The organism is Streptomyces sp. PL-29 (assembly GCF_058344425.1).
Genome location: NZ_CP136996.1, coordinates 4,489,441 through 4,514,054, shown reverse-complemented (window position 1 = coordinate 4,514,054; position 24,614 = coordinate 4,489,441). Strand labels below are relative to the sequence as shown.

The following is a 24,614-nucleotide window of genomic DNA, read 5'->3' as shown; positions in this document are numbered from 1 at the left end:
GTCAGCCCTCCCGGCCTCGGCGCAGCCGGGAGACCGTGCCCGCGGCGCGCAGGGTCAGGGCGCCGCCCGGCGGGGCGGGGGCCGCCGGGGTGTCCGGGGCGGCCAGGAGGCCGAGTTCGCCGGCCAGGGTCCACAGGGCCTGCTTGACCGTCGAGCGGTTGTCGAGGTCCTGGACGCGGCCCGCGTCGACCACGGCCTGGAGCTCCTTGAAGGCGGCCGGGACGGGGGTGCGGGTGGCCCGGGTCTTGGTGATCTTCTCGATCAGGGCGGGTTGGATCTCGGTGTGCTTGCTCCAGCGGTTGACGACCACCGCGGTGTCCTCGGCCTTGCGGATCTGCAGCCGCTCCCACAGCCGGACCATGCGTTTGGCGGCCCGCACCGCGATCACATCGGGCGTGGTGACCAGGACGGCGACGTCGGCCGTCTCCACCGCGGCGGCGTTGGCTCCGGTCGCCTGGGTCCCGCAGTCGACGACGACGAGTTCGTAGCGGCTGCGCAGGGCTGCGACGATGTGCCGGGCGGCCCGGTCGTCGACCTCCTCGCCGCGTTCGCCGTCGGCCGGGGCCAGCAGCAGTGCGAGCCCGGTGCGGTCCTCGTAGACGGCGTCCTGGAGCACCCGCGATGAGATGTCCCGGATGCCGGCGAGGTCGGCGATGGACCGCCGGAACTGCACGTCGAGGTACGAGCCGACGTCGCCGGCCTGGAGGTCCATGTCGACCAGCACGGTGCGCCGGCCGGAGGCGGCCGCGGCCAGTGCGAACTGCACGGCGGTGAAGGTGGTGCCCACGCCGCCCTTGGCCCCGGTGACCGTGACGACCCGGCCGCCCGGCCCGGTGAGGGCGTCGGCGTCGGCGGCGCCCCGGCCCAGGTGGCGGCGGACGCCCACGGACCACTGGGCGGCGGCCTGGACGCGGGCGGCGAGCTCGTCGTAGGACAACGGCAGGCCGACGAGGCCGCGGGCGCCGGAGTCCATGGCGGCGGAGAAGAGCGCCGGTCCGGCGTCCGAGGAGACCAGGACGACACCCACCGCAGGGAACCGGAGGGCGACTTCGCGGATGAGCTCCAGTGCGGGCACCGGGCCGATCCGCTCGTGGACGAGGACCACCTCGGGCAGCTCGTCGAGGGAGTCGACGGCGAGCCGGGCGAGGGTGTCGAGCAGTGTGGTCGAGTCGGGGACGGGGGCGGCGGGCTCCGCCGTCGGGAGCTGGCTCAGCAGCGTGGAGAAGATGCGCGCGGCGTCCGGGTCGCCGACCGCGGGGAGGATGCGTGTGGTCATCCGGGCCTCACCTGTCCCCGTCGAGGGTGTACGTACGGTCGCCGGGGGCGGGCGCGGAGTCGGTGCCGGGGGCGACCAGGGCCAGGCGCACGTGCTCCGCGAAGGACTCGGCGTACGCGACGCGCTGGGTGTCCTTGGTGCTGAGGGCGAAGGTGATCGGGACGGCCTCGGCGGGGCCCCTGCGGTCGCCGTCCTTCTCCAGGGCGGTGAGTTTGCCGACGTTCAGGACCCGGGCGTTGGCGACGATGATCACCGAACGGGAGGGCTCGGTGTCCTTGGCGCCTTTGAAGGTGGCGATGATGTTGACCTTGGCGCCCGAGGTGATCTTCCCGGCGACCCCCGTCGCCGCGTCGATCATGATGGCGATCTCCTGCTCACCGGGCTGGAGCTGGGGCCGGTCGACGAACATGTCCGCCTGCAGCAGCGAGCCCTTCTTCAGGGTGGTGAGCGCGATCTTGTCCTTGAGCGCTCCGAGGTCGGTGACGGCCGTGGCGGACAGCCACCGCTCGGGGATCCTGATCTCCTCGAACTGTCCGGCCCCGAGCGGGCTGTACGGTGCTATGTCGGCCTTGGCGCGGTAGGCGACGACCTCGGATCCGACCTTGGAGTTGACGTCGCCGATCACCACGAGGACTCCGGCGAAGGCTCCCAGGGCGCACAGGACCGACAGGAGCAGCAGAATGACGCCGCGGCGCTGGCGTGAGTTCATAGGCCGTACTACCTCGCCGTTCTTTCTTCATTCGTACGTTCGGTCGTCGGTCAGCGTCTGGAGCGGCCGGTGCCCGCCGGCGCCGCCGCGGACGGCGGTGAGGCGGTGAGCGGTGCGGCACAGAAGCCGCATCGATCGCCGATGAGTTCCAGGCCGCACCAGCGGCACTGCTCGCGGCGGACCGAGGCGACCAGTTGGTAGAGCACGGACAGGTCGGGGATGCCGGCGGCGAACTCGACGAGCCGGGGGGTTCCCCACCAGGCGGGTGAGGCGGCCGGCAGCGGGTTCTCCATGACGCCCTGCACCTGCCAGGCGGGGGCGAGTTCCGCAGCGACCCAGTCGGAGGCGAGCTGGCCGCGCGCGAAGGTGAGGTGCGTGGCGAAGTCGGGGCCGGCGGGCAGGGCCGCGGCGGTTCCGTGGGAACCGCCGCGGTTTCCGCCGTGCGAGCCGCCGCGTCCGCTGCGGGACCCGCCTCGTCCGCCGCCCGCGGAGCCCAGCCTGGCCAGGTGCGGTGCCGGGTGGGCGAGTACCGCGAACTGCGCGCTCGGCGACCAGGACCGGGCGTGCGCCCCGAGCCCGACGGGCACGCGGACCCGGTCGAGTTTGGCGACCGAGCCGAGCAGGGCGCCCGCGTAGATGTAGTGGGACAGCAGCCGGGCCGCGGACGCGATGACTCCGGGGCTGAAGTCGCAGACGCTGAGCTGTCGCAGCTGACGGGCCAGCAGGGCCGTTCCCAGCGGCGGCAGATCGATGTCGAGCAGTGCGATCCGGTCGGTTTCCAGGATGGCCCGCACGGTGTGCAGTCGCTGGACCGTGGGTCGCGGCAGCCAGGGCGGTACGAGGGCCACGAGGTGGCCGTGCCGTTCCAACAGCGCGCCGGTCCCGGCGAGCGCGGACTCCAGGTCGTGCTGTTCGGGCGGGTGCAGCAGGGCGGCCCCGGGTGTGTGCCGGTCGGGTGCCGGAAGCACCAGATCGGCGCTGGTGACTGCGATGGCGGTCGGCACGCGATTTCCCCCGTTCCCCCACGTTCTCCCGTACGTCCGGACTTTCGCGCGCTCGACGGGGACGCGTCGCAGCCGCGTCGCGGCCACGCACCACGTGCGCGACCGCGGACGGCCGTCGCCCATCCCCCCGTTGCCCCAGCACCATAACCGCGTCACCCCTCGCTGGTCAGGGGCTTGGTGATTCCCGTGCGTAAGGCACCGGTCACAGGTGACGGAAAACCCGGACAACAGGGATCGCGCATTGAACCATTTCAAGCCACTTTGCGAAGACCCTTGACAGGGAGATTGGTCTGGACCAACTTGGCAGCGCACGCCGTGAGTCGGCCCCACCCCACACGGCCCGGCTCTTCCTTCACCACCACACCTCCCCCCACGGAGCCCACGTGAACCGCATACGCTCCCTCGCCCTGCCGATCGCCGTCACCGTCGCCGCCGGGGCGCTGACGGCCCTTGCCGCCGGCACCGCACAGGCCGCGGACGTCAATGTCGCCCGCAACGGCGGCTTCGAGTCGGGCCTCTCCCACTGGTCCTGCTCCGGCGGGAGCGGCACCGCCGTCTCCTCGCCCGTCTACGCCGGGGCCGGCGCCCTGAAGGCCACCCCCGCCGGTTCCGACAACGCCCGCTGCAGCCAGACCGTCACGGTCAAGCCGAACTCGACGTACACGCTGAGCACCCAGGTGCAGGGCAGCTACGTCTACCTCGGAGCGACCGGGACGGGCACGCAGGACGTCTCGACTTGGACCCCCGGCTCGGGCGGCGGCTGGCAGAAGCTGTCCACCACCTTCACCACCGGCCCCTCCACCACCCAGGTCACCGTGTACACCCACGGCTGGTACGGCCAGCCGGCCTACGTCGTGGACGAGTTCAGCGTCTTCGGCCCGGACGGCGGCGGGGGCACCGACCCCGGCCCGGAGATCCCGGGCGCACCGTCCGGTGCCACCGTCTCGGGCCAGAGCGCGAACGGACTCACCCTTGCGTGGAACGCGGTCGGCGGGGCCGCCGGCTACCACGTCCACCAGGACGGCGTCCTCGTCCGTACCGTGACCGGGACCACCACCCCGATCACCGGGCTCGCGCCCTCCACCTCGTACTCCTTCCAGGTGAGCGCGTACAACAGCGCGGGCGAGGGCCCGAAGTCCGCGCCCGTCACCGGGACCACCACCGGCGGCGGCAACCCGGGCAACCCGGCCGTACCCAAGCACGCACTGACCGGCTACTGGCAGAACTTCAACAACGGCGCGACCGTCCAGAACATCTCGGACGTGTCCGCGCAGTACGACATCATCGCCGTCTCCTTCGCCGATGCCACCGCCACGCCCGGCGCCATCGCCTTCAACCTCGACTCGGCCGGCCTCGGCGGCTACACCGTGGCCCAGTTCAAGGCGGACATCGCCGCGAAGAAGGCGGCCGGGAAGTCGGTCATCCTCTCCATCGGCGGCGAGAAGGGGACCATCACGGTCAACGACTCGGCCTCCGCCGCCAACCTGGCGAACTCGGCGTACGCCCTGATGCAGGAGTACGGCTTCACCGGCATCGACATCGACCTGGAGAACGGGCTCAACCCCACGTACATGACGCAGGCGCTGCGCGGCCTGTCCGCGAAGGCGGGCCCGTCCCTCGTCATCACCATGGCCCCGCAGACGATCGACATGCAGTCCACGCAGGGCGGCTACTTCAAGACGGCGCTCAACATCAAGGACATCCTCACCGTCGTCAACATGCAGTACTACAACAGCGGCTCGATGAACGGCTGCGACGGCAAGGTCTACTCCCAGGGCTCGGTGGACTTCCTCACCGCGCTGGCCTGCATCCAGCTGGAAGGCGGGCTCGACCCCTCCCAGGTGGGCATCGGCGTCCCGGCCTCCCCCAGCGGTGCGGGCAGCGGCTACGTCTCCCCGACCGTCGTCAACAACGCCCTGGACTGCCTGACGCGGGGCACGAACTGCGGGTCCTTCAAGCCGTCGAAGACCTACCCGGGGCTGCGCGGCGCGATGACCTGGTCGACCAACTGGGACGCCAAGGCGGGTAGCGCCTGGTCGAACTCGGTGGGTCCCAAGGTCCACGGGCTCCCGTAGGCGGTACGTGTGGGGTGGCCGGATCGGTTCGGCCGACGCCTGAGGTCCTTGACCGGTACATGCCACGAGAGGACGCTGAGCGCGTCCGCACGGCTACCCCCACACTCCCCACCCAGGAGAACGCATGCGGCTCCACACCCGCCGGAGGGCCGGCCTGACGGCGGCCCTGCTGGCGCTCGCCCTCGGCGCACCCGCCTACGGCATGAGTGCGACGGCGGCTCCACCGCCCAGCCCGTCCACCGCCACCCAGGACGAGGCCATCGTGCAGTACCGGATCCACGGCCCCTCCACCGTCGCCGACCGCACCGCGCTGCTCGGCACGGGCGTGTCCATCGACGAGGTGGACGACCACACCGTCGTGGTCAGCGCCGACCCCATGCAGGCCGCGAAGCTGAAGGCGATCGGCTACCGGCTGACCCCCCTGCCCGGCCCCCCGGACCGCTCGCTGCCCGGCATCGCGGCGAGCCCGATGGACTTCCCCTCGGCGGACTCCAAGTACCACAACTACGCCGAGGCGACGGCTGAGATCAACACGCTCGTGGCCCAGTACCCGACGATCGCCTCCAAGCGCGTGATCGGAAAGTCGTACCAGGGACGCGACCTCCTCGCGATCAAGATCAGCGACAACGTCGCCACCGACGAGTCCGAGCCCGAGGTGCTCTTCACCGCGCACCAGCACGCCCGCGAGCACCTGACCGTCGAGATGGCGCTGTACCTGCTCAAGGAGTTCACCTCCAAGTACGGCACCGACTCCCGGGTCACCGATGCCGTCAACGGCCGCGAAATCTGGATCATCCCGGACCTCAACCCGGACGGCGGCGAGTACGACATCGCCACCGGCCGCTACCGCTCCTGGCGCAAGAACCGGCAGCCCAACTCCGGCTCCTCCTACGTCGGCACCGACGAGAACCGCAACTGGAACTACAAGTGGGGCTGCTGCGGCGGATCCAGCGGCAGCAAGAGCTCCGAGACCTACCGGGGCGCGGCCGCCGAGTCGGCGCCCGAGGTGAAGGCCGTCTCGGACTTCGTGCGCAGCCGGGTGGTCGGCGGCAAGCAGCAGATCAAGGCCGCGATCGACTTCCACACCTACAGCGAGCTCGTGCTGTGGCCCTTCGGCTACACCTACAGCGACACCGCCCCGGGCCTGACCGCCGACGACCTGGCCGTCTACAAGAAGATCGGCACGAGCATGGCGGCCAGCAACGGCTACACGCCGGAGCAGTCGAGCGACCTGTACATCACGGACGGCACGATCGACGACTGGCTGTGGGGCGACCAGAAGATCTTCTCGTACACCTTCGAGATGTACCCCCGCAACGGCGGCGGCGGTTTCTACCCGCCGGACGAGGTGATCGACCGCGAGACGGCCCGCAACAAGGACGCGGTGCTCCAGCTGCTGGAGAACGCGGACTGCATGTACCGATCGATCGGCAAGGAAGCCCAGTACTGCGCGTAGCCCGTCCCGTGCGGCACGCGCCGGGACCGTGCCGCACGTCACCCGGACCGGGGGGACGCCCCGCCGCCAGGGGGGCGTCCCCCCTCCTGAGCGGCCGGGCGTCCGCCCGTCCGCGGGCGGACGTCAGCCCAGGACGGCGAGGGCGTCGACCTCGACGAGCAGCCCGTCCGGCAGGCCCACGTACACGGTGGTGCGCGCGGCCGGGGCCTCCCGCAGGCCCTGCTCCTCGAAGTAGGCGTCGTAAAGGGCGTTCATCTCCGCGAAGTGCGCCGTGTCCGTGAGGTAGACGCGGATCATCATCACGTCATCCCAGCCCGCTCCACCGGCCTCCAGCACGGAGCGGACGTTCTCCAGCGTCTGGAGGGTCTGCTCGCGCAGCGTCGGCCCCGCGGGGGTCGGCGGCCGGCCGTCGACGTGCGGGAGGAAGCCGACCTGCCCGGCCACCTGAAGGATGTTCCCCTTGCGCACGCCGTGCGAGAACCTCGCGGGCGGCACGGTGTGGGTAGCGGGGGTGATGGAGGTCTTCTCGGTCACGCTGTCTCCTGTACTCCTGAACAGTCCCTGCTGATGGCACCGGCGGTGCGCAGCACCTGCGGCAGCAGTTCGAGCAGCCCTTCCGCCGGGAGGACCACCGCGGGCGCGGAGACGGACAGCGCGGCGAGGACGCGCCCGCCAGGACCGTGCACCGGCGCGCCCAGGCAGTTGATCGACTCCTCGTGGCCGCCGAGGTCGGTGGCCCAGCCCTGTTCCCGTACGAGGTCCAGCTCGCGCAGGAACGCCTCGGCGTCCGGGGTGGAGCGGGCGGTGTAGCGGGGGTAGTCGATGCGGTGGGCCAGGGCCCGGCGTTCGGCCTCGGGGAGGTCGGCCAGGAGCAGCTTGGCGACGGCCGCGACGGTGAGGGGGACGGGCCGGCCGATGCGGGAGTACATGCGCACCGGGTAGCGGCTGTCGACCTTGTCGACGTACACGACCTCGTCGTCCTGGTACAGGGCGAGGTGGACGGTGTGCCCGGTGACCCGGTTCAACTCGGCCAGGTGGGGGCGGGCGACCTCGCGGACGTCGAGGTTCTCGATGGCCTCGGCGGCGAGCGCGAAGAGGCGCGCACCGAGGCGGTAGCGGCCGTCGGGGCAGCGGGAGACGAACCCGTGCTGGTTCAGGGTGCGCAGCAGGCGCAGCGCGGTGCTCTTGTGCACGCCGAGTTCGCCGGCCACGTCGCCGAGTCCGGCGGGCCCCTGCGCGAGCAGCGGCAGGATGCTGAGCGCCCTCTCGACCGACTGGCTCATCGCTCGCCCCTTTCCGCGGTCGCCGCGCCGCCGACTGCGGCGGCGCACCGGGCAGCGTTGACCCGCCGTCACCCGGGATGTTAGACAGCGTGCAGCGGTCCACGCAATGATCGTTGCAGCTTGTGCAACACACCCCCGGGAGGCACCCGCATGGCCAGCGCCAGCGACCCCGTCACGGCCCTCGCCGACGAGCCGGCGGACCACCGGTTCAAGGGACTTCCCCCGGACGCCCAGGCCGACGGGCTGACCGTCGGGGAGCTCGCCGCCCAGCGCCGGGACCTGCACACCGGCGGGTTCACCACACCCGTCCTGACCCTCGACGCGGACGCGCTGGAACACAACCTCGCCGCTCTCGGCACCTATGCCGCCCGCCACGGCCTCGCCTTCGCGCCGCACGGCAAGACCTGCATGGCCCCGCAGCTCTTCCAGCGCCAGCTGGACCACGGCGCGTGGGGCATCACCGTCGCCATGCCCCACCAGGCCCGCGTCTGCCGCGCCTTCGGTATCCGGACGATCTTCCTGGCCAATGAGCTGGTCGACGCTCCGGCCCTCCGCTGGGTCGCCGACGAGCTCGCCTCCGACCCCGACTTCCGGTTCGTCTGCTACGTCGACTCCGTCCGCGGGGTCGAGCTGATGGACGCCGCCCTGCAGGGCCACGACGCCACCCTCGACGTCGTCCTCGAACTCGGCGCCGGCGCCGAGGGCCGCACGGGGATCCGCACCGACGCCGAATGCCGGGCCGTCGCCGAGGCCGTCGCCGCGTCGCCCGCCCTGCGCCTGGCGGGCGTGGCCGGCTACGAGGCCACCATGCCCGGCGCCGACGCCGACAGCGTCCGCGCCTGGCTGCGCCGGCTCACCGCGCTCGCCGCCGATCTCGACAAGCAGGGCCTCTTCACCGGCACCGGCCTGGACGAGGTCATCGTCAGCGCCGGCGGCAGCGAATGGTTCGACGCCGTCGCCGAGGTCTTCACCGAGATCCCGCAGCTGTCGCTGCCCGTCCTGCCGCTGCTGCGCTCCGGCGCGTACGTCTCCCACGACCACGGCTGGTACTCGGGCCTGACCCCCTTCAACCGCGTGCCCGAGGAGGGTGGCCTGCTCCCCGCCTTCCGGCTGTGGACCCAGGTGGTCTCCCGCCCCACACCCGGCCAGGCCTTCGTCAACGCCGGAAAACGCGACATCGCCTACGACCTCGGCCTGCCCGCAGTGCTCGCCGTGCGCAGCGCCCGTGACGGCGTCGAGCGCGCCGCGACCGGAATCCGGGTGACCAAGCTGTCCGACCAGCACGCCTGGATCGAGACGGACGCCGACGCCACCCCGCTGGAGGTCGGCGACCGGATCTCCCTCGGCATGGCCCACCCCTGCACCATCTTCGAGAAGTGGCCGCTGATCCCGGTCGTGGAGGCCGACGGCACCGTCACCGACTTCGTCCGCACCTTCTTCTAGGCAGCAGCCGGTGGACCTGGTCATCCGGGGCGCCCGCGTCGTCGACGGCACCGGCGGCCCCTCGTACACCGCCGACGTCGGCATCCACGAGGGGCGGATCGCCGCCGTCGGCAGGCTCCCCGGGGGCCGTGAGACCGTCGACGGGCACGGTCTCGCCCTGGCCCCCGGCTTCGTGGACATGCACGCCCACAGCGACCTCGCCCTGCTCCGCGACCCGGACCACAGCGCGAAGGCCGCCCAGGGCGTGACCCTCGAAGTCCTCGGCCAGGACGGCCTGTCGTACGCGCCCGTCGACGACCGGACCCTCGCCGGGGTGCGGGCCGCGATCGCCGGCTGGAACGGCCCCGGCGACGACATCGACGTCACGTGGCGCACCGTCGGCGAGTACCTCGACCGGCTGGACCGCGGCTTCGGCGGCGAGGGCATCGCCGTGAACGCCGCCTACCTCGTCCCCCAGGGCACCGTCCGCGCCCAGGTCGTCGGCTGGGACGACCGCCCGGCGACCCCGGCCGAACTCGACCGGATGCGCGCCCTCGTCGCCGACGGTCTCGCCCAGGGCGCGGTGGGCATGTCCTCCGGGCTCACCTACACCCCCGGCATGTACGCCTCCGGCGCCGAACTGACCGCACTGTGCACGGTGGTGGCCCGGTACGGCGGCTACTACTGCCCCCACCACCGCAGTTACGGCCGGCGCGCCCTCGCCGCCTACGCCGAGATGGTCGACCTGGCCCGGGAGGCCGGCTGCGCCCTGCACCTGGCACACGCCACCCTGAACTTCGACGAGAACGAGGGCCGCGCCCCCGCACTGCTCGCCCTCCTCGACGCGGCCCTGGACGGGGGCGCCGACATCACCCTGGACAGCTACCCGTACACCCCCGGCTGCACCACCCTCGTCGCCCTGCTGCCCAGTTGGGCCAACGAGGGCGGCCCGGAGGCGGTCCTCGCCCGGCTGCGCGACGACGGCACGGCCGAGCGGATCCGCAACGCCCTGGAGCACGAGGGCTCCGACGGCTGCCACGGGGTCCCCGTCGACTGGTCGGCCGTCGAGATCTCGGGCGTCGCCGATCCCGCGTACGCCGCCCATGTCGGCACCCGCGTGGACGGCTGGGACACCGCCCGCCGGCTGCTGATCGGCGACCGGCTCGCGCCCACGGTCCTCCAGCACGTGGGCCACGAGGAGAACGTCCGGGCGATCATGCGCCACCGCGCCCACACCGGCGGCTCCGACGGCATCCTGCAGGGCGCGAAGCCCCACCCCCGGGCCTACGGCACCTTCCCGCACTACCTCGGCCGTTACGTCCGCGAGCTCGGCCTGCTCTCCCTGGAGGAGTGCGTGGCGCACCTGTCCGGCCGACCGGCCGCCCGGCTGCGCCTGCCCGACCGGGGCCTGGTCCGGGTGGGGCACCGCGCCGACCTCGTCCTCTTCGACCCGGACACGGTCGCGGCCGGATCCACCTACGAGCGGCCCCGTGCGCTGCCCACGGGCATCCCGCACGTCCTGATCGGCGGACGGTTCGTCATGCGCGACGGGCACCGGACCCAGGTGCTGGCCGGGCGGTCGGTGCGGCGCACCGACCGCGCCTCCCGGTAGGGGCGCACCCTACGATGTCGCCATGGTCGCCTTCGCCCTCACCGCCCTGCTGTTCCTGGCGTTCTGTATAAGCGTCAGGCAGGACAGGCGCCGCTTCAGCAACGCCGTGCTCCTGGGGCTGACCCTCCTGACCGCCTGCTCGGCCCTCTTCCTCCAGGTGGCCAAACTTCCCTTCTGGGCGGCCGTCACGATCGCCGTGGTCACCTTCGCCTCCCCGGCGTTCGGCATCCTGGCCCTGGGTGTCCTCCTCGTCCGCAACGGCATGACGATGGTCCGCAAGGAGGGCTTCCGCCCGGCCAACCTGCTGTCCATGCTGGCCGGTCTCGCGATCTTCGCGCTGATCGCGCTGCTGGTCCTCGTCGTCGTGGTCGGCTCTCCCGTCCTGGGCGGCATCGCCGGAACCCTCACCGTCGTCGCCGGCTACGTCTCCTTCGTCTTCTTCTGCTTCCTCGGCTACGCCTTCCTCTACGGCCGGATCAAGGTGCGCGGCGACGTGGACCACGTGGTCATGCTGGGTTCGGGCCTCGTCGGCGGGGACCGCGTCCCACCACTGCTGGCCTCGCGCCTGCGCAAGGGCCGGCAGATCTACGAGGTCCAGCTGGCCCGGAGCGGCCGGCCGCCGGTGCTGCTCGTCTCGGGCGGCAAGGGCTCCGACGAGAAGGTCGCGGAGGCCCGGGCGATGGCGGACTGGCTGATCGCCGAGGGCGTGCCGGCGGAGCACATCGTGCTGGAGGACCGGTCCACCACGACCGAGGAGAACATGCTCTTCAGCCGGCAGATCATGGAGGCGCACGATCCGGCCTACCGGTGCGTGGTGGTCACCAACAACTTCCACGCCTTCCGGGCGGCGATGATGGCGCGCAAGACCGGCGTGAACGGACAGGTCCTCGGCTCCCCCACCGCGAAGTACTACTGGCCCAGCGCCACGATCCGCGAGTTCGTCGCCGTCTTCTGGGAGCACCGGGCGGTCAATCTGTCGATCTGCGGCCTGCTGGCCGTCTTCGGTGCGCTGGGCACGCTGGCCGCGGTCCTCGTCTGAGACGCGGACGCGGACGCGGACGGGCGAGGTGCCGTGACTCCCCCTTTGGCAGTCACGGCACCTGTTCCCGGCTTCGCGCGGATCCGTCAGACGCGCTGCCAGAGCGCCGGGACGTTCGGCGGCTCCCATCCGGTCTGGGCCTGGTGCCCCTGGATGCAGCGGTAGGTGGAGCCTCCGTAGGTGACGGCGGCACCGGTCGCGTAGACCGTGCCGGCCTTCCAGGTGCCGCCCGGCTCCGGCTCGGGGCCGGGGCCCGGGCCCGGGTCGCTCCCGCTGACCTTGAGGGTCAGCCCGTACGCCGACAGGATCGGGTTCAGCGGCTGGAAGAAGGTGGTCCCGCCGCTGGAGCAGTTGCCGGAGCCGCCCGAGGTGACGCCCTGGGCCTGGCTCCCGGAGATGTAGGAGCCGCCGGAGTCGCCCGGCTCGGCGCAGACCGTCGTACGGGTCACGCCGGAGATGGTGCCCTCGGGGTAGGTGACGCTGGTGTTGTGCTGCTGGATCGTGCCGCAGTGCCAGCCGGTGGTCGAGCCGGACCGGCACACCGAGGCCCCGACCGGCTGCAGCACCGAACCGGCGACCTGCACGTTCGCGCCGCCGCTGCCCTTCACGTACGGGGTCGAGGTCCAGTTGGCGTTCGCGGCGACCCAGGCCATGTCGTTCCCGGGGAAGACCGAGGCCTGGAAGGAGCCCTGGGCGACCTGGTTGAACCCGCTGGTGGTGGTCCCGGCGCGCCCGCAGTGCCCGGCGGTGGCGAAGCCGTTCACGGTCCCCTTGGTCACGGGGAAGCCGACCGAGCAGCGGCCGCTGCCGTTCATGTAATAGGCGTCGCCGCCGCGCAGGTCGTAGAGCGGACGCGGGGCCTCGGCCGTACGGACCACCGTGACCAGGTCCGCGTCGGTACCGGTGGCGGCGAGCAGCCGGGCGGCGGCCCCCGCCTCGGTCTCCTCGACGACGAGCGTGTTGGAACGCGGGTCGACATAGCGGACGGGGGTGGCGGGGCCCGCGGCCCGGTCCAGGGCGGCCTTGGCGCCGTCCAGGTCGGCCAGGGCCCGGGGGACGAGCTTCGCCCGGGCTCCGGTGGCCCGTATCGCGGTGGTGTCAGCGGCCCGCGTGGTCGCCACGGTGAGCACGGCGGAGTCGGCGCCGTCCACCCAGGCCCCGGCGAAGGCGGCGCCGAGCCGGTCCCGGAGGCGGGCGGCGGTGGCCCCGGCCTCGGCTTCGTGCGCGAGGCGGGCCTTGGCCTGCGTGGGGGTCAGGCCGAGGTCGCGCTGCATGGCGGACAGCAGCTCGGGGGACGCGTCGGCGGTGCGCAGGGTGGCGGCGGCGGAGGGCACGGCGGGGGCGGGGTCGGCGGTGGCGCCGCCCGTCCCGGCCAGCAGCAGCCCGGCGGCGGCCAGGGCGGTACACGCCGCGCGGGCGTGTCGCTTGAGCATGGGGGATCTCCTCGGTTTCCGGTGGGGGTCTGCGGAAACCGTAGAAATCCGAACCTGTCTGCGGGAGCTGGCAGTTGGCCCCTCCCCTGGCGTTATGCCCGCGGCCCCGTGGCGGCCGACGTGCGTTCATGGGGCGGCGGCCGGACCATGGGGCCAAGGGAAAACGTAGGAGGTACGCGATGGTCAGTGAACCCGACGAGCAGCCCACGCGGTCGGACCGGCTCTTCACGGGCGGGGAACGACCGTACGACCCCGAGGACCTCGTGATGGCGACCGGCCACGACCCGACTCCGGAGCGGGTCGAGAAGGCCCGCAAGTTGATCGAGAAGGAGGGCCCGCAGGTCATCGAGCGCTACCTGCCGTAGCCGACCGGGGCTGCCCCGCCGCCCCCGGCCCGGCCGGGGGCGGTGCTCTCGGCCCCGTCGGAGGGTGGAGCGCGGGACGCACTGCCCGCGGGCCGGACGGCGGCGCCGCACTCGACCACCGACGGCCGAGCGGCTACGCGGCTACGCGGCGGGCGACGGCGCGGCGGCCCGCAGGTCCGACCCCCCGGCCGCCCTCGCCAGTGCCTCCGCATGGGCGGCCCGCGCATGGCCCAGCACACCGGCGGCCCGCGCGGCGGCCCGCGCGGCGGGATGCCAGCCCAGCACGTGCCGCCACACCAGCGGCATCCCGGCCAGCGGCCGCGTGACCACCCCCGGGGTGGCCGGGAAGGTGGCCCGGCACAGCCCGACGGCCCGCCCCACCTGCACCAGGTGCACGCAGGAGGCGGTGTCGGTCTCGTAGACACAGGCGGGTGTGAATCCCGCCCGTACGCAGGCCGCCGCGAAGCAGTCCCCGAAGCACCCGTCGCCGGGGACGTCTGTCCATGCCTCGGGGGCCAGCTCGGCCAGCTCCACCTCGTCGCGCGGAGCCCGGGCCAGGGCCAGCGGGTGGTCCGCGGCCAGCATCACGTGCACCGGGTCCCGGGCCACCTCCATCCAGGCGAGCCGGCCCGGCTCGGGCGGCGCGCTCTCCCCGCAGACCCCGACGAGCGCGAAGTCCAGGCGCCCGTCCGCGACACCCCCGGCGACCTCCTTCTCCGACCAGGAGGTGTAGGTCGTCACCGGCACACCCGGCTCCTCGTGCGCGAGCCGGTCCACGAGCCCGCCGAGCAGTGGGCCGTGGGTCCCGCCCAGGCGGTAGCCCTGCGCCCCCTGCCGGGCGAACCGCTGCGCCTCCTCCTGGAGTTCGCACACCGCGGGCAGCAGCACCCGCGCCCGCTCCAGCACCAGCTGCCCGAGCGCGGTGGGCCGGACGCCCTCCCGCCCGCGCACGAACAGCGTGCCGCCCAGCGCCCGCTCGACCCGCTTCAGCTGCGCGCTGAGCGCCGGCTGCGCCAGACCGAGCGCGGTGGCGGCCCGGGTCAGGCTCCCGGCGTCGGCGACGGCCCTGACGATCTTGAGATGCCTCAGCTCCAGATCCATACGAAGAGCTTGGTCCAGACCTGTGGGGGTGCGCCATGGGTCGTACGCATCCAGAATCGTTCATGCTCGTTAGCCGCCAGAGGGCCACAACCCTAAGGACAGGCACATGCACACACTCGAAGTCGACTGGGACCATCCCACGGACCCGCGACCCGGCCCGCGGCTCGACCACGTCCGGGCCTACGTCAGTACCGCGGGCGCCGACGGGCACCTCTGGCACGGAGTCCCCACCCTGCTGCTCACCACGCTCGACCGCACCTCGGGCACCACGGCACGCACCCCGTTGGTCTATGGCGAGGACGCGGGCCGCTTCCTCGTCGTGGCCTCCGCCGACGGCGCGCCGTACCACCCCCGCTGGTACCACGACCTCACTACCCACCCGGAGGCCCGCCTCCAGGTCGGCGCCGCCTCCTTCGAGGCGACGGCGCACACGGCCACCGCGACGGAACGGGAGGTCTACTGGGAGATGATGACCGCCCTCTGGCCCCCCTTCGAGGACGAACAGGCGGCAGCCCGCCCCCGCGAGATCCCCCTGGTGATCCTGGAACGCCTCCCCGGCCATTGACGGACGCCCCGGCGGGCCTTCGCCCCGCACCTCGTCCCACGCCGACCGCCCCGGGGCGGTCGGCGTGGGGCGCCTCCCCGGGGGCCGCCGCGGGAGCCCTCGCGGTGGGTGCAGGCGGTCACCGCCACGGCGCGCACACAGCGCCCCCGATGACCAGCGGCTTGACGCGCGCCCACCCGTACCCGCCGCGCTCCGGCCCCGCCCCGAGGCGTGTGGGCAGCCGCCGGCCCGTACCCGTCAGAGGTACTCCCGCGCGAACTCCACCGCCCACTCCACCGCGGCCACCGGGACGCTGCCCGCTCCGGGATCGATGGCCAGGCGGGCGCCCTCCCAGCCCCGGCCGTGCTCACGGAAGATCGCGAAGCGCCCTTCCTCCAGAGCCCCCTCGGACCTGATCAGGAACTCGATGGCCCGGTCGTCGCCGTCCCTACCGATCGCGGTAATCGCCATGTCACCCACTACGAACTCCACTGCCCCGTACTCCCCGATCGCCGCCGTCCAGGCGCCACTCGCCGCACTGCGCGCGTCCAGCCTCCCCCGCGGGTCCGACGGCCGCATGAGCGCGCGTACTCAGCCCGGGTACTCAGTCCCGCCACTCCCCCGACCCCCGCAAGGTGACGAGGGCAACACGTCCCCCTCCCCCGGAGACCGTTTCACCCCATTCCGCAGGTCGGAGCACGGCCGTGGCCCCCGATTCCAAGGGAAGAGCGCACCCCCACCCACCCATCCCACGAATCATGACAAAACGACCTTCAACTTCAGAGCGAAAAGGCAGGTCGAGCCCGCACCCCGGCCCGTAAGCTCCCGTCATGCAGGTGATCCAGTCAACCAAACTCGCCAATGTCTGCTACGAGATCCGCGGCCCCGTGCTCGAAGAGGCCATGCGGCTCGAAGCAGCAGGGTCATCGCATCCTCAAGCTCAACACCGGCAACCCCGCGGCCTTCGGCTTCGAGTGCCCGCCGGAGATCCTTGAGGACATGCTCCGCAACCTGGGCTCCGCCCACGGCTACGGTGACGCGAAGGGCCTGCTGTCCGCGCGCCGCGCGGTCATGCAGCACTACCAGACCAAGGGCATCGACCTGGACGTCGAGGACATCTACCTCGGCAACGGCGTCTCCGAGCTGATCACGATGTCGATGCAGGCGCTGCTCGACGACGGCGACGAGGTACTGGTCCCGGCGCCGGACTACCCGCTGTGGACAGCTTCCGTCTCCCTGGCCGGCGGCACGGCCGTGCACTACCGCTGCGACGAGCAGTCCGACTGGATGCCGGACCTCGCCGACATCGAGCGCAAGGTCACCGACCGCACCAAGGCGATCGTGATCATCAACCCGAACAACCCGACCGGCGCCGTCTACGACGAGGAGATGCTGCGCGGGCTGACGGACATCGCGCGCCGCCACAACCTCGTCGTCTGCTCGGACGAGATCTACGACCGGATCCTGTACGACGGCGCCCAGCACTTCAACACGGCCGCCATCGCCCCGGACGTCCTGACGCTGACCTTCAACGGCCTGTCCAAGAACTACCGGGTCGCGGGCTACCGGGCCGGCTGGATGGCCGTGTGCGGCCCGAAGAAGCACGCCACCTGCTACATCGAGGGCCTCACGATCCTCGCGAACATGCGCCTGTGCGCGAACATGCCCTCGCAGTACGCGGTGGCCACCGCGCTCGGAGGGCGCCAGTCCATCGAGGACCTGGTCCTGCCCGGCGGGCGGATCCTGGAACAGCGCAACGTCGCCCACGACCTGCTCACCCAGATCCCGGGCGTCACCTGCGTGAAGCCGAAGGGCGCGCTGTACGCCTTCCCGAAGCTGGACCCGAACGTCTACAAGATCAAGGACGACCGGCAGATGGTCCTGGACCTGCTGCGCGCCGAGAAGATCATGGTCGTGCACGGGACGGGCTTCAACTGGCCCGAGCCCGACCACTTCCGCATCGTGACCCTGCCCAACGCCAAGGACCTGGCCGACGCCGTGACCCGGATCGGGAACTTCCTGGACGGCTACGGTCAGCTCTGAACGGCCGCCCGACTCCGACTCCGACTCCGACTCCGACTCCGGACCAGGCGTCGGAGCGGGCACCGGACCGGGTGCGGCCGAACATCAACAGGATCCAGCTCAACTTTAGAACCAATCCAATGTAGGATGGTCTCCTGACCACGCAGGAGGCCTCCTCATGTACGAGCCGATCCGCACGAAGCCGGTCGTCCAGCGCATGGGCGGCACCACGGTCGACTACCCCCACAGCAGCCGCGGCGAAGCCCTGGACATCCAGCTCGCCGGTCACCTCGCCGCCCTCCTCGCCGTCACCGACGAGCTGGGGCTGGACGAGGCCGCCGACGAGATCGCCGCCCAGGTGACCCGGCTGCGCGGGGCCCAGCCCACCCGGGCGTCCCAGGGCCCCGCGGGGGACGCCGCCGCACTGCACCGGCGCGCGCACGACCTCGCCGCCCGCGCGCTCCTCGTCGCCGCGTCCCGGGCCGACACCACCGTCGCGATCCTCGCCGCCGAACGCATGGACGCGCACGCCGCCGCCCTGGAGTCCAAGGACCTGGCCGGCGCCCTCTAGACGGCCCCGGTCCGGGGCCGCGGAGGCTCCGGACCGGGCGCCATGAGCCCGCGGACGGCCCTTGCGACGCCCGCCCGCGGCTCCTCGCGCGGCCAATGAATTGGACAGATCCCCGCGCTCCGAACACGATGTTGGCTGAAACATCGCGGCAGCAGGGGGGAGGCCGCTCATACGAACCATCTCCTCCACTCCGCTTCGTCCCCGATCGAGCACCTTGGAGAGATGCGCCCATGAGCTTCGGCGATCCGAACAACCCCTACGGTCAGCAGCCCCCGCAGGGCGGCCAGCCCGGCTTCGGCCAGCAGGCCCCCCAGGGCGTCCCCCCGCAGTACGGCTACCCGCAGCAGCCCGCCCCGGGCGCCGCCCCGCAGTACGGCTACCCGCAGCAGACCCCGCCGCCGGCGCAGTACGGCGCGTACCCGCCGCCGGGGATGCCCGGTGGGATGCCGCCGCTGGCGCACTGGGGTCTGCGCTTCGGCGCGTACCTGCTCGACGCCCTGATCATCGCGGGCCCGATGTACCTGCTCACCGGCATCGGCACGGCGCTGTCCGGCGACGAGACGGGCGCCACCGTCGGCGGCATACTGGGCCTCCTCGGCCTCCTGTACACCCTCGGCATGGCCATCTTCCAGCTCTACAAGGAAGGCACCACCGGCCAGAGCATCGGCAAGAAGATCGTCGGCATCAGCCTGCACCGCGAGGCCGACGGTGCCACGCTCGGCTTCGGCATGGCCTTCGTCCGCAAGCTGGCGCACTTCCTGGACAGCATCACCTGCTACCTCGGCTGGCTGTGGCCGCTGTGGGACGAGAAGAAGCAGACCTTCGCCGACAAGGTGTGCAGCACCGTCGTCGTCACGGTGAACAAGAACGGCTGATCGGGGCGCCCGCCCCACCGGCTACGGAAGCCCCGGTGTCGGGCTCGCCGGCGTGAACTCCGCGCCGGCGACCCCGCACCAGGGCACCGTCGCCACCGGCCACACCGGGCCGACCGCCTCGCCGTACTCGGTCGCGCCCGGAGCCACGCCCGGGATCCTCACCAACGCCTGGGCGGCCCGCCGTCCGGGATCCGCTTCGGCCCGGTCGCGGAACTCCACCGTCACGACGTACGCGCCGACGCCCTCGGCCCGCCCCGTCGCCTCCACCGCGGCCGTCACCCGCCGGCTTGTCGGATCGATGCTGCAACCGGTGACCCGTACGTCCCGGACAGCCGCACGCGGCGGCTCCTCCCGCGGTTCACCCCCGCTCGCCCACACGTACAGGCCCAGCGGGGCGAACACCAGCAGCCCGGCGATCGTCACCAGGCCGACCAGCCAGCCCTGCCACTTCAACGTGCTCACGCCCATGCCCCGATCCTTCCGGGCGGCCGCCCCGGCCACCAGCACCCGCGAACTCACACAGCATTTCGAAGCGGGCTTGCCAGCACACCTGATGCTCGCGCAACAGGGCACGACGCACGACGGCGGGCCTCCACGAGGTGGAGGCCCGCCGTCGGCAGACGCACACGCCCCGTCCGGTCAGGAGCGCGGACGCTCCTGACCGGACGGGGCGGTGCTGCGGTGGGCGCCGCTTGGTCGGGGGCTCCCACAGCGGTGGGACGCCGCTTGGTCGGGGGCTCCCACGTTCATCGGCCCTTCTAGGGCGTGCCCTTCCTCAGGGCGTGTCCCGGCTCAGCCCAGGCGCTCCACGAGGGCGTGGTACTGGTCCCACAGCTCCTTGGGAGTGTGGTCGCCGTAGGTGTTGAGGTGCTCGGGAACCAGGGCGGCCTCCTCGCGCCAGACCTCCTTGTCGACGGTGAGGAGGAAGTCGAGGTCCTCGGCCGGGAGGTCCAGGCCGTCGAGGTCGAGGGAGTCCTTGGTCGGCAGGATGCCGATGGGGGTCTCCACGCCTTCGGCGGTGCCGTCGAGGCGGCCGACGATCCACTTCAGGACGCGGCTGTTCTCGCCGAATCCGGGCCAGACGAACTTGCCCGCGTCGTTCTTGCGGAACCAGTTCACGTAGTAGATCTTCGGGAGCTTGGCAGCGTCCGCGGAGGCACCGACCTTGACCCAGTGGGCCATGTAGTCGCCCATGTTGTAGCCGCAGAACGGCAGCATGGCGAAGGGGTCGCGGCGCAGCTCGCCGACCTTGCCCTCGGCGGCGGCGGTCTTCTCGGAGGCGATGTTCGAGCCGATGAAGACGCCGTGGTTCCAGTCGAAGGACTCGGTGACCAGCGGCACGGCGGACGCGCGGCGTCCGCCGAAGAGGATCGCGGAGATCGGGACGCCCTTGGGGTCCTCCCATTCGGCAGCGATCGTCGGGCACTGGGAGGCCGGGACGGCGAAGCGGGCGTTGGGGTGGGCGGCCGGGGTCTCGGACTCCGGGGTCCAGTCGTTGCCCTTCCAGTCGATCAGGTGGGCGGGCGCCTTCTCGGTCATGCCCTCCCACCAGACGTCGCCGTCGTCGGTGAGCGCGACGTTGGTGAAGACGGTGTTGGCGTACATGGTCTTCATGGCGTTGGCGTTGGTGTGCTCACCGGTGCCGGGGGCCACGCCGAAGAAGCCGGCCTCGGGGTTGATCGCGTAGAGGCGGCCGTCCTCGCCGAAGCGCATCCAGGCGATGTCGTCACCGACGGTCTCGACGGTCCAGCCGGGGATCGTGGGCTCCAGCATGGCGAGGTTCGTCTTGCCGCAGGCGGACGGGAAGGCGGCGGCGATGTACTTCGTCTCACCCTCGCCGGCCGGCGGGGTGAGCTTGAGAATCAGCATGTGCTCGGCGAGCCAGCCCTCGTCGCGGGCCATGACGGACGCGATGCGCAGGGCGTAGCACTTCTTGCCGAGCAGGGCGTTGCCGCCGTAGCCGGATCCGTAGGACCAGATCTCGCGGGTCTCGGGGAAGTGCGAGATGTACTTGGTGGTGTTGCACGGCCACGGCACGTCGGCCTCGCCTTCGGCGAGCGGAGCGCCGAGGGTGTGGACGGCCTTGACGAAGAACCCGTCGGTGCCCAGCTCGTCCAGGACGGGCTTGCCCATGCGGGTCATGGTGCGCATGGCGACCGCGACGTAGGCGGAGTCGGTGATCTCGACGCCGATCGCGGAGAGCTCGGAGCCGAGGGGGCCCATGCAGAAGGGGACGACGTACATCGTCCGACCCTTCATGGAGCCGCGGAAGATGCCCTTGTCTCCCGCGAAGATCTCCTTCATCTCCGCCGGGGCCTTCCAGTGGTTGGTCGGGCCCGCGTCCTCCTCCTTCTCGGAGCAGATGTAGGTCCGGTCCTCGACACGCGCGACGTCGGAGGGGTCGGAGGCGGCGTAGTAGGAGTTCGGGCGCTTCGTCTCGTCGAGCTTCTTGAACGTTCCCTTGGCGACGAGCTCCTCGCACAGGCGCTCGTACTCGCCCTCGGAGCCGTCGCACCAGACGACGCGGTCCGGCTCGGTGAGGGCTGCGATCTCGTCCACCCAGGAGATCAGCTCTGTGTGCTTGGTGGGAAGAGTCGAACTGGTGGGAGCCGCGTTGTCGCGCGCCACGATTGCTCCTTGTTGAGGGGTTTGTTTGGTGTAGGCCCCGTGGGGGCTGCGACCCGGACGCTTCGCGCTCCGCTCATCCGGTGTCGACCGCACTCATCTGATCATCCGGTGGATGTGCGCATATGTCCAGAGGGCCTCTCACGTGAGCATTGCCACGTCCGTCAATCTTCCGTAAAGAGGATGAGCAGCTACCTACGGACCCGTAGATAGCATGGCGCGCATGACTTCTGACGCCGCCGCCGTCCCCGCCGCCGAGGCCGCAGCGGTCTCCGGGGCCTCCCCGGTCACCGAGGCCGTGGAGTCCGCCATCGAGGCCAAGCCGCTCCTGCGCGGCTGGCTCCATCTCGGGATGTTCCCCGCCGTGATCGTTGCCGGCCTGGCGCTGATGGCCTTCACCGACTCGACCCGCGCCCGCGTCGCCTGCGGCGTCTACATCCTCACCGCATGCCTGCTGTTCGGTGTGAGCGCGGTCTACCACCGCGGGACGTGGGGTCCGCGCGGCGAGGCCATCCTGCGCCGGCTCGACCACGCCAACATCTTCCTGATCATCGCGGGCACCTACACCCCGCTGACCGTCCTGCTGCTCCCGCCCTCCACCGGCCGGACCCTGCTGTGGGCGGTGTGGATCGCGGCCGCCGCGGGCATCGCCTTCCGCGTCTTCTGGGTCGGCGCGCCGCGCTGGCTCTACACCCCCTGCTACATCGCCATGGGCTGGGCCGCCGTCTTCTTCCTGCCCGACTTCATGCGTGCCGGGGGCATCGCCGTCCTGGTCCTGGTGATCGTCGGCGGCCTCCTCTACAGCGTCGGCGGGGTCATCTACGGAATGAAGCGGCCCAACCCCTCGCCCCGCTTCTTCGGCTTCCACGAGGTCTTCCACTCCCTGACCCTCGCGGCCTTCGTCGCCCACTACGTCGGCATCTCGCTCGCCGCGTACCAGCACTGAGCCCGCCGGGAGGGGCCCGGAACGAGGGGCCCGGCCGCGACGCGCGGCCGGGCCCCTCGCCCATCACCTCCCGGACACCGCCCGGCGGCGCCGTCCGACCGGCCCGCCCGCCCACCCGCCGGCGGATCCGACGGCGCTCCGGGCACTTCAGCCGCCGGCGGCGCCCATCTGCGCGGCGAGCTCGGCCGGGTCCGTCACAGGCCGCGCACAGACGAAGTGCCGGCACACGTACGCCGTCGGAAGGTCGTCCACGAGCCCGCGCCCGGCCAGGAGCGGGAACTCCCCCTCTCCTCCCTCCGCGGACTGCGGCAGACCCACCGCCACCACCGCACCGGGAGCCGTCCCCAGCAGCGCCGCCCGGTGCAGGGCGGCCCGCGCCGGATCCTCCGGATGCCCGACGACGGCCACCTCGCGCGGCCCGTCCAGGAGGGCCTCCGCCACCGAGAGCCCGTGCCCGATGAAACGCGGCACGCGCGGGCCCAGGGCCTGCACCACACCGAGTGCCCGCTCCGCCGCCGTGCGGTGCGCCTCCGAACCGGTGTGCGCCGCGTACGAGAGCAACGCGCCCGCGGCGGCCGTCCAGCCGGACGGCGCGGCCGTGTCCGTCGGATCCTGCGGCCGGCGAATCAGCTTCTCCGCGTCGTGCGCCGTGTCGTACAGCGACCCGTCCTCGGCGGTGAACCGGTCCAGGACCAGGTCCAGCAGGAACCCGGCGAACTCCAGCCAGACCCCTTCGCCGGTCACCGCCGCCAGGGCGAGGAAGCCCTCGGCGACGTCGCCGTAGTCCTCCAGGACTCCCGCGTTGGCGCCCACGCGCCCGTCCTTGCTGGTCCGCGCGAGCCGAGGGGCCCGGCCGACGGCCGCGTCGAAGTGGACGCGCACCAGCAGATCGGCCGCCTCGGTCGCCCGCTCCACCAGGTCGGGCCGCTCGAAGTACGCCCCGCACTCCGCCAGCGCCGCAATGGCCAGGCCGTTCCACGCGGCCACGACCTTGTCGTCCCGCCCGGGCGCGGGCCGCTCGGCCCGCGCGGCCAGCAGCCGCGCCCGGATCCCGTCGATCCGCTCCGCGTCCACCGCAGGGCCGTCCTGCGGCAGCCGGAGCACGGACGTGCCGTGCTCGAACGTCCCCTCCTCGGTCACCCCGAAGTACCCGGCGGCGAGCGCCCCGTCGTCCTCCCCGAGCACCTCCCGCAACTGGGCCGGCGTCCACGCGTAGTAGGCCCCCTCCCCGTGCGCGCCGGTCAGCGGGTCCTCACTGTCGGCGTCGAGGGCGGAGGCGAAACCACCCTGGGCGGTGCGCAGCTCCCGGACCATGAAGTCGGCGGTCTCCAGGGCGATCCGCCGCGCGAGCTCCGAACCGGTGGCCCGCCACAGGTGGGCGTAGACCCGACAGAGCAGGGCGTTGTCGTAGAGCATCTTCTCGAAGTGCGGGACCACCCAGTCCCGGTCCACCGAGTAGCGCGCGAACCCGCCGCCGAGCTGGTCGTAGATCCCGCCGCGGGCCATCGCCTCACAGGTGTCGGCGGCCATCTGCAGGGCGCCCTCGGACCCGGTGCGCGCATGGTGGCGCAGCAGGAACTCCAGCACCATGGACGGCGGGAACTTCGGCGCCCCGCCGAACCCGCCGCGCGCGGCGTCGTACTCGCGCGTCAGCCCGAGCAGCGCCTGCGCCAGCTCCTCGGGCCCCGGGGTCCCGGCCTTCCCGTAGTCCAGCTGCCGCCCGGCCAGATCCCGCACGATCTTCTGCGCGACCTCGGCGACCTCCTCGGGGCGCCCCACCCAGGCCGCCCGCACGCCTTCGAGCACCTGCCGGAAGGAGGGCATCCCGTGCCGCGGCTCGGGCGGGAGGTAGGTCCCGAAGTAGAACGGCTCCCCGTCGGGGTTCATGAACACGGACATCGGCCAGCCGCCCTGCCCGGTGGCGGCTTGCACGGCCTCCATGTACACCGCGTCCACGTCCGGCCGCTCCTCGCGGTCCACCTTGACGTTCACGAAGTGCTCGTTCATGTACGCGGCGGTGTCGTCGTCCTCGAAGGACTCGTGCGCCATGACGTGACACCAGTAAACTTACAGAAGCATAAGTGGCAGGACGCATAGCCCACCGAAAGAAGGATGGGTACGTCCCGCCGCTTAGCTTCATTCATCGCCTCCTCTCCCCATGGCCACCAATCCACCGGATTGGAAGCGTGCTGGAGTAGGTAGGGCGACTGCTCGTTAGCCAGTCGGTTCATACCGGCATCGTCCCATGATCCGAAC

20 protein-coding genes and 2 pseudogenes are annotated in these 24,614 nt (G+C 72.0%); 11 read left to right on the top strand and 11 right to left on the bottom strand.

Annotated elements, in window-relative coordinates; genetic code table 11:
- Position 1 precedes the first annotated feature (1 nt).
- From R4Z63_RS20875 to R4Z63_RS20865, 3 genes are read right to left on the bottom strand one after another with little or no spacing between them, the layout of a single operon-like run.
- Entirely contained in the window at positions 2-1,276 is a 1,275-nt protein-coding gene (locus R4Z63_RS20875; RefSeq protein ID WP_384450892.1) for a CpaE/TadZ family protein, read from the bottom strand.
- Positions 1,277-1,283: 7 nt separating this feature from the next.
- Positions 1,284-1,985, bottom strand: coding sequence for a Flp pilus assembly protein CpaB (gene cpaB / locus R4Z63_RS20870; protein WP_037919316.1), 702 nt, complete (start codon positions 1,983-1,985; stop codon positions 1,284-1,286).
- 50 nt (positions 1,986-2,035) lie between these two features.
- Entirely contained in the window at positions 2,036-2,989 is a 954-nt protein-coding gene (locus R4Z63_RS20865) for a hypothetical protein (protein ID WP_384450889.1), read from the bottom strand.
- Between the two features lie 383 nt (positions 2,990-3,372).
- On the opposite strand from R4Z63_RS20865, the gene R4Z63_RS20860 reads away from it, so the two are divergent.
- Both R4Z63_RS20860 and R4Z63_RS20855 read left to right on the top strand, forming a co-directional pair.
- On the top strand, positions 3,373-5,064 hold the full coding sequence (locus tag R4Z63_RS20860) for a chitinase (protein ID WP_384450886.1): 1,692 nt from the start codon (positions 3,373-3,375) through the stop codon (positions 5,062-5,064).
- A 124-nt stretch (positions 5,065-5,188) separates the two neighbouring features.
- A complete protein-coding gene (locus tag R4Z63_RS20855) occupies positions 5,189-6,520 on the top strand; it encodes a M14 family metallopeptidase (protein ID WP_384450883.1) in 1,332 nt (443 codons plus the stop codon).
- 123 nt (positions 6,521-6,643) lie between these two features.
- On the opposite strand, the gene R4Z63_RS20850 is transcribed toward R4Z63_RS20855, so the two are convergent.
- Positions 6,644-7,054, bottom strand: coding sequence for a RidA family protein (locus R4Z63_RS20850; protein WP_037919310.1), 411 nt, complete (start codon positions 7,052-7,054; stop codon positions 6,644-6,646).
- Positions 7,051-7,803 carry an IclR family transcriptional regulator gene (locus tag R4Z63_RS20845; RefSeq protein ID WP_384450880.1) on the bottom strand — a complete coding sequence of 251 codons (753 nt, stop codon included), beginning with the start codon at positions 7,801-7,803 and terminating at the stop codon, positions 7,051-7,053. Before R4Z63_RS20845 ends, R4Z63_RS20850 begins: the two co-directional genes overlap by 4 nt.
- Positions 7,804-7,953: 150 nt before the next feature.
- Between R4Z63_RS20845 and R4Z63_RS20840 the strand changes: the two genes are divergently transcribed.
- Genes R4Z63_RS20840 through R4Z63_RS20830 form a run of 3 tightly spaced genes read left to right on the top strand, consistent with a single transcriptional unit; the run spans position 7,954 to position 11,876 of the window.
- The gene (locus R4Z63_RS20840) at positions 7,954-9,246 is read left to right on the top strand and encodes an amino acid deaminase (RefSeq protein WP_384450877.1); all 1,293 of its coding nucleotides are present in this window, start codon (positions 7,954-7,956) and stop codon (positions 9,244-9,246) included.
- A 10-nt stretch (positions 9,247-9,256) separates the two neighbouring features.
- Positions 9,257-10,837 carry an N-acyl-D-amino-acid deacylase family protein gene (locus R4Z63_RS20835; protein ID WP_384450874.1) on the top strand — a complete coding sequence of 527 codons (1,581 nt, stop codon included), beginning with the start codon at positions 9,257-9,259 and terminating at the stop codon, positions 10,835-10,837.
- Between the two features lie 22 nt (positions 10,838-10,859).
- The gene (locus tag R4Z63_RS20830) at positions 10,860-11,876 is read left to right on the top strand and encodes a YdcF family protein (protein WP_384450870.1); all 1,017 of its coding nucleotides are present in this window, start codon (positions 10,860-10,862) and stop codon (positions 11,874-11,876) included.
- An 86-nt stretch (positions 11,877-11,962) separates the two neighbouring features.
- On the opposite strand, the gene R4Z63_RS20825 is transcribed toward R4Z63_RS20830, so the two are convergent.
- Positions 11,963-13,309: a carbohydrate-binding protein gene (locus R4Z63_RS20825; protein WP_384450867.1), complete on the bottom strand. Its 1,347-nt coding sequence runs from the start codon at positions 13,307-13,309 to the stop codon at positions 11,963-11,965.
- 179 nt (positions 13,310-13,488) lie between these two features.
- On the opposite strand from R4Z63_RS20825, the gene R4Z63_RS20820 reads away from it, so the two are divergent.
- Positions 13,489-13,674: a hypothetical protein gene (locus R4Z63_RS20820; RefSeq protein ID WP_030034983.1), complete on the top strand. Its 186-nt coding sequence runs from the start codon at positions 13,489-13,491 to the stop codon at positions 13,672-13,674.
- A 141-nt stretch (positions 13,675-13,815) separates the two neighbouring features.
- Here the strand turns inward: R4Z63_RS20820 and R4Z63_RS20815 are convergent, their stop codons facing one another.
- The gene (locus R4Z63_RS20815) at positions 13,816-14,775 is read right to left on the bottom strand and encodes a LysR family transcriptional regulator (protein ID WP_384450863.1); all 960 of its coding nucleotides are present in this window, start codon (positions 14,773-14,775) and stop codon (positions 13,816-13,818) included.
- A 106-nt stretch (positions 14,776-14,881) separates the two neighbouring features.
- Here R4Z63_RS20815 and R4Z63_RS20810 point away from each other — a divergent pair, with 106 nt between their 5' ends.
- The gene (locus R4Z63_RS20810; protein ID WP_037919295.1) at positions 14,882-15,340 is read left to right on the top strand and encodes a nitroreductase/quinone reductase family protein; all 459 of its coding nucleotides are present in this window, start codon (positions 14,882-14,884) and stop codon (positions 15,338-15,340) included.
- 237 nt (positions 15,341-15,577) lie between these two features.
- Here R4Z63_RS20810 and R4Z63_RS20805 read toward each other — a convergent pair whose 3' ends face one another.
- Positions 15,578-15,790: a hypothetical protein gene (locus R4Z63_RS20805; RefSeq protein ID WP_384450858.1), complete on the bottom strand. Its 213-nt coding sequence runs from the start codon at positions 15,788-15,790 to the stop codon at positions 15,578-15,580.
- Between the two features lie 359 nt (positions 15,791-16,149).
- Between R4Z63_RS20805 and R4Z63_RS20800 the strand changes: the two are divergent.
- The 3 genes and pseudogenes from R4Z63_RS20800 to R4Z63_RS20790 all read left to right on the top strand — a co-directional run bounded on the left by R4Z63_RS20800 (position 16,150) and on the right by R4Z63_RS20790 (position 18,787).
- Positions 16,150-17,362 (top strand): annotated as a pseudogene (locus R4Z63_RS20800) (pyridoxal phosphate-dependent aminotransferase).
- A gap of 157 nt (positions 17,363-17,519) precedes the next feature.
- The gene (locus R4Z63_RS20795; RefSeq protein ID WP_384450852.1) at positions 17,520-17,912 is read left to right on the top strand and encodes an SCO4983 family protein; all 393 of its coding nucleotides are present in this window, start codon (positions 17,520-17,522) and stop codon (positions 17,910-17,912) included.
- Positions 17,913-18,142: 230 nt separating this feature from the next.
- Complete coding sequence (locus R4Z63_RS20790; protein WP_384450849.1) at positions 18,143-18,787, top strand: RDD family protein; 645 nt, start codon at positions 18,143-18,145, stop codon at positions 18,785-18,787.
- A 21-nt stretch (positions 18,788-18,808) separates the two neighbouring features.
- Here the strand turns inward: R4Z63_RS20790 and R4Z63_RS20785 are convergent, their stop codons facing one another.
- Together R4Z63_RS20785 and R4Z63_RS20780 are read right to left on the bottom strand one after the other, a co-directional pair.
- Positions 18,809-19,249, bottom strand: coding sequence for a hypothetical protein (locus R4Z63_RS20785; protein ID WP_384450847.1), 441 nt, complete (start codon positions 19,247-19,249; stop codon positions 18,809-18,811).
- Positions 19,250-19,579: 330 nt separating this feature from the next.
- Positions 19,580-21,415: a phosphoenolpyruvate carboxykinase (GTP) gene (locus R4Z63_RS20780; protein WP_384456625.1), complete on the bottom strand. Its 1,836-nt coding sequence runs from the start codon at positions 21,413-21,415 to the stop codon at positions 19,580-19,582.
- A gap of 211 nt (positions 21,416-21,626) precedes the next feature.
- Between R4Z63_RS20780 and trhA the strand changes: the two genes are divergently transcribed.
- On the top strand, positions 21,627-22,358 hold the full coding sequence (gene trhA, locus R4Z63_RS20775) for a PAQR family membrane homeostasis protein TrhA (protein WP_384456621.1): 732 nt from the start codon (positions 21,627-21,629) through the stop codon (positions 22,356-22,358).
- Positions 22,359-22,505: 147 nt separating this feature from the next.
- Here the strand turns inward: trhA and R4Z63_RS20770 are convergent.
- Positions 22,506-24,589 (bottom strand): annotated as a pseudogene (locus R4Z63_RS20770) (thioredoxin domain-containing protein).
- Positions 24,590-24,614: the final 25 nt, after the last annotated feature.

What these genes read in the sequence shown, in the direction of transcription:
- R4Z63_RS20875 (WP_384450892.1), bottom strand. Translation starts at nt 1,276, where the DNA reads ATGACCACACGCATCCTCCCCGCGGTCGGCGACCCGGACGCCGCGCGC.
- cpaB (WP_037919316.1), bottom strand. Translation starts at nt 1,985, where the DNA reads ATGAACTCACGCCAGCGCCGCGGCGTCATTCTGCTGCTCCTGTCGGTC.
- R4Z63_RS20855 (WP_384450883.1), top strand. Translation starts at nt 5,189, where the DNA reads ATGCGGCTCCACACCCGCCGGAGGGCCGGCCTGACGGCGGCCCTGCTG.
- R4Z63_RS20845 (WP_384450880.1), bottom strand. Translation starts at nt 7,803, where the DNA reads ATGAGCCAGTCGGTCGAGAGGGCGCTCAGCATCCTGCCGCTGCTCGCG.
- R4Z63_RS20840 (WP_384450877.1), top strand. Translation starts at nt 7,954, where the DNA reads ATGGCCAGCGCCAGCGACCCCGTCACGGCCCTCGCCGACGAGCCGGCG.
- R4Z63_RS20830 (WP_384450870.1), top strand. Translation starts at nt 10,860, where the DNA reads ATGGTCGCCTTCGCCCTCACCGCCCTGCTGTTCCTGGCGTTCTGTATA.
- R4Z63_RS20825 (WP_384450867.1), bottom strand. Translation starts at nt 13,309, where the DNA reads ATGCTCAAGCGACACGCCCGCGCGGCGTGTACCGCCCTGGCCGCCGCC.
- R4Z63_RS20820 (WP_030034983.1), top strand. Translation starts at nt 13,489, where the DNA reads ATGGTCAGTGAACCCGACGAGCAGCCCACGCGGTCGGACCGGCTCTTC.
- R4Z63_RS20815 (WP_384450863.1), bottom strand. Translation starts at nt 14,775, where the DNA reads ATGGATCTGGAGCTGAGGCATCTCAAGATCGTCAGGGCCGTCGCCGAC.
- R4Z63_RS20810 (WP_037919295.1), top strand. Translation starts at nt 14,882, where the DNA reads ATGCACACACTCGAAGTCGACTGGGACCATCCCACGGACCCGCGACCC.
- R4Z63_RS20805 (WP_384450858.1), bottom strand. Translation starts at nt 15,790, where the DNA reads ATGGCGATTACCGCGATCGGTAGGGACGGCGACGACCGGGCCATCGAG.
- R4Z63_RS20795 (WP_384450852.1), top strand. Translation starts at nt 17,520, where the DNA reads ATGTACGAGCCGATCCGCACGAAGCCGGTCGTCCAGCGCATGGGCGGC.
- R4Z63_RS20790 (WP_384450849.1), top strand. Translation starts at nt 18,143, where the DNA reads ATGAGCTTCGGCGATCCGAACAACCCCTACGGTCAGCAGCCCCCGCAG.
- trhA (WP_384456621.1), top strand. Translation starts at nt 21,627, where the DNA reads ATGGCGCGCATGACTTCTGACGCCGCCGCCGTCCCCGCCGCCGAGGCC.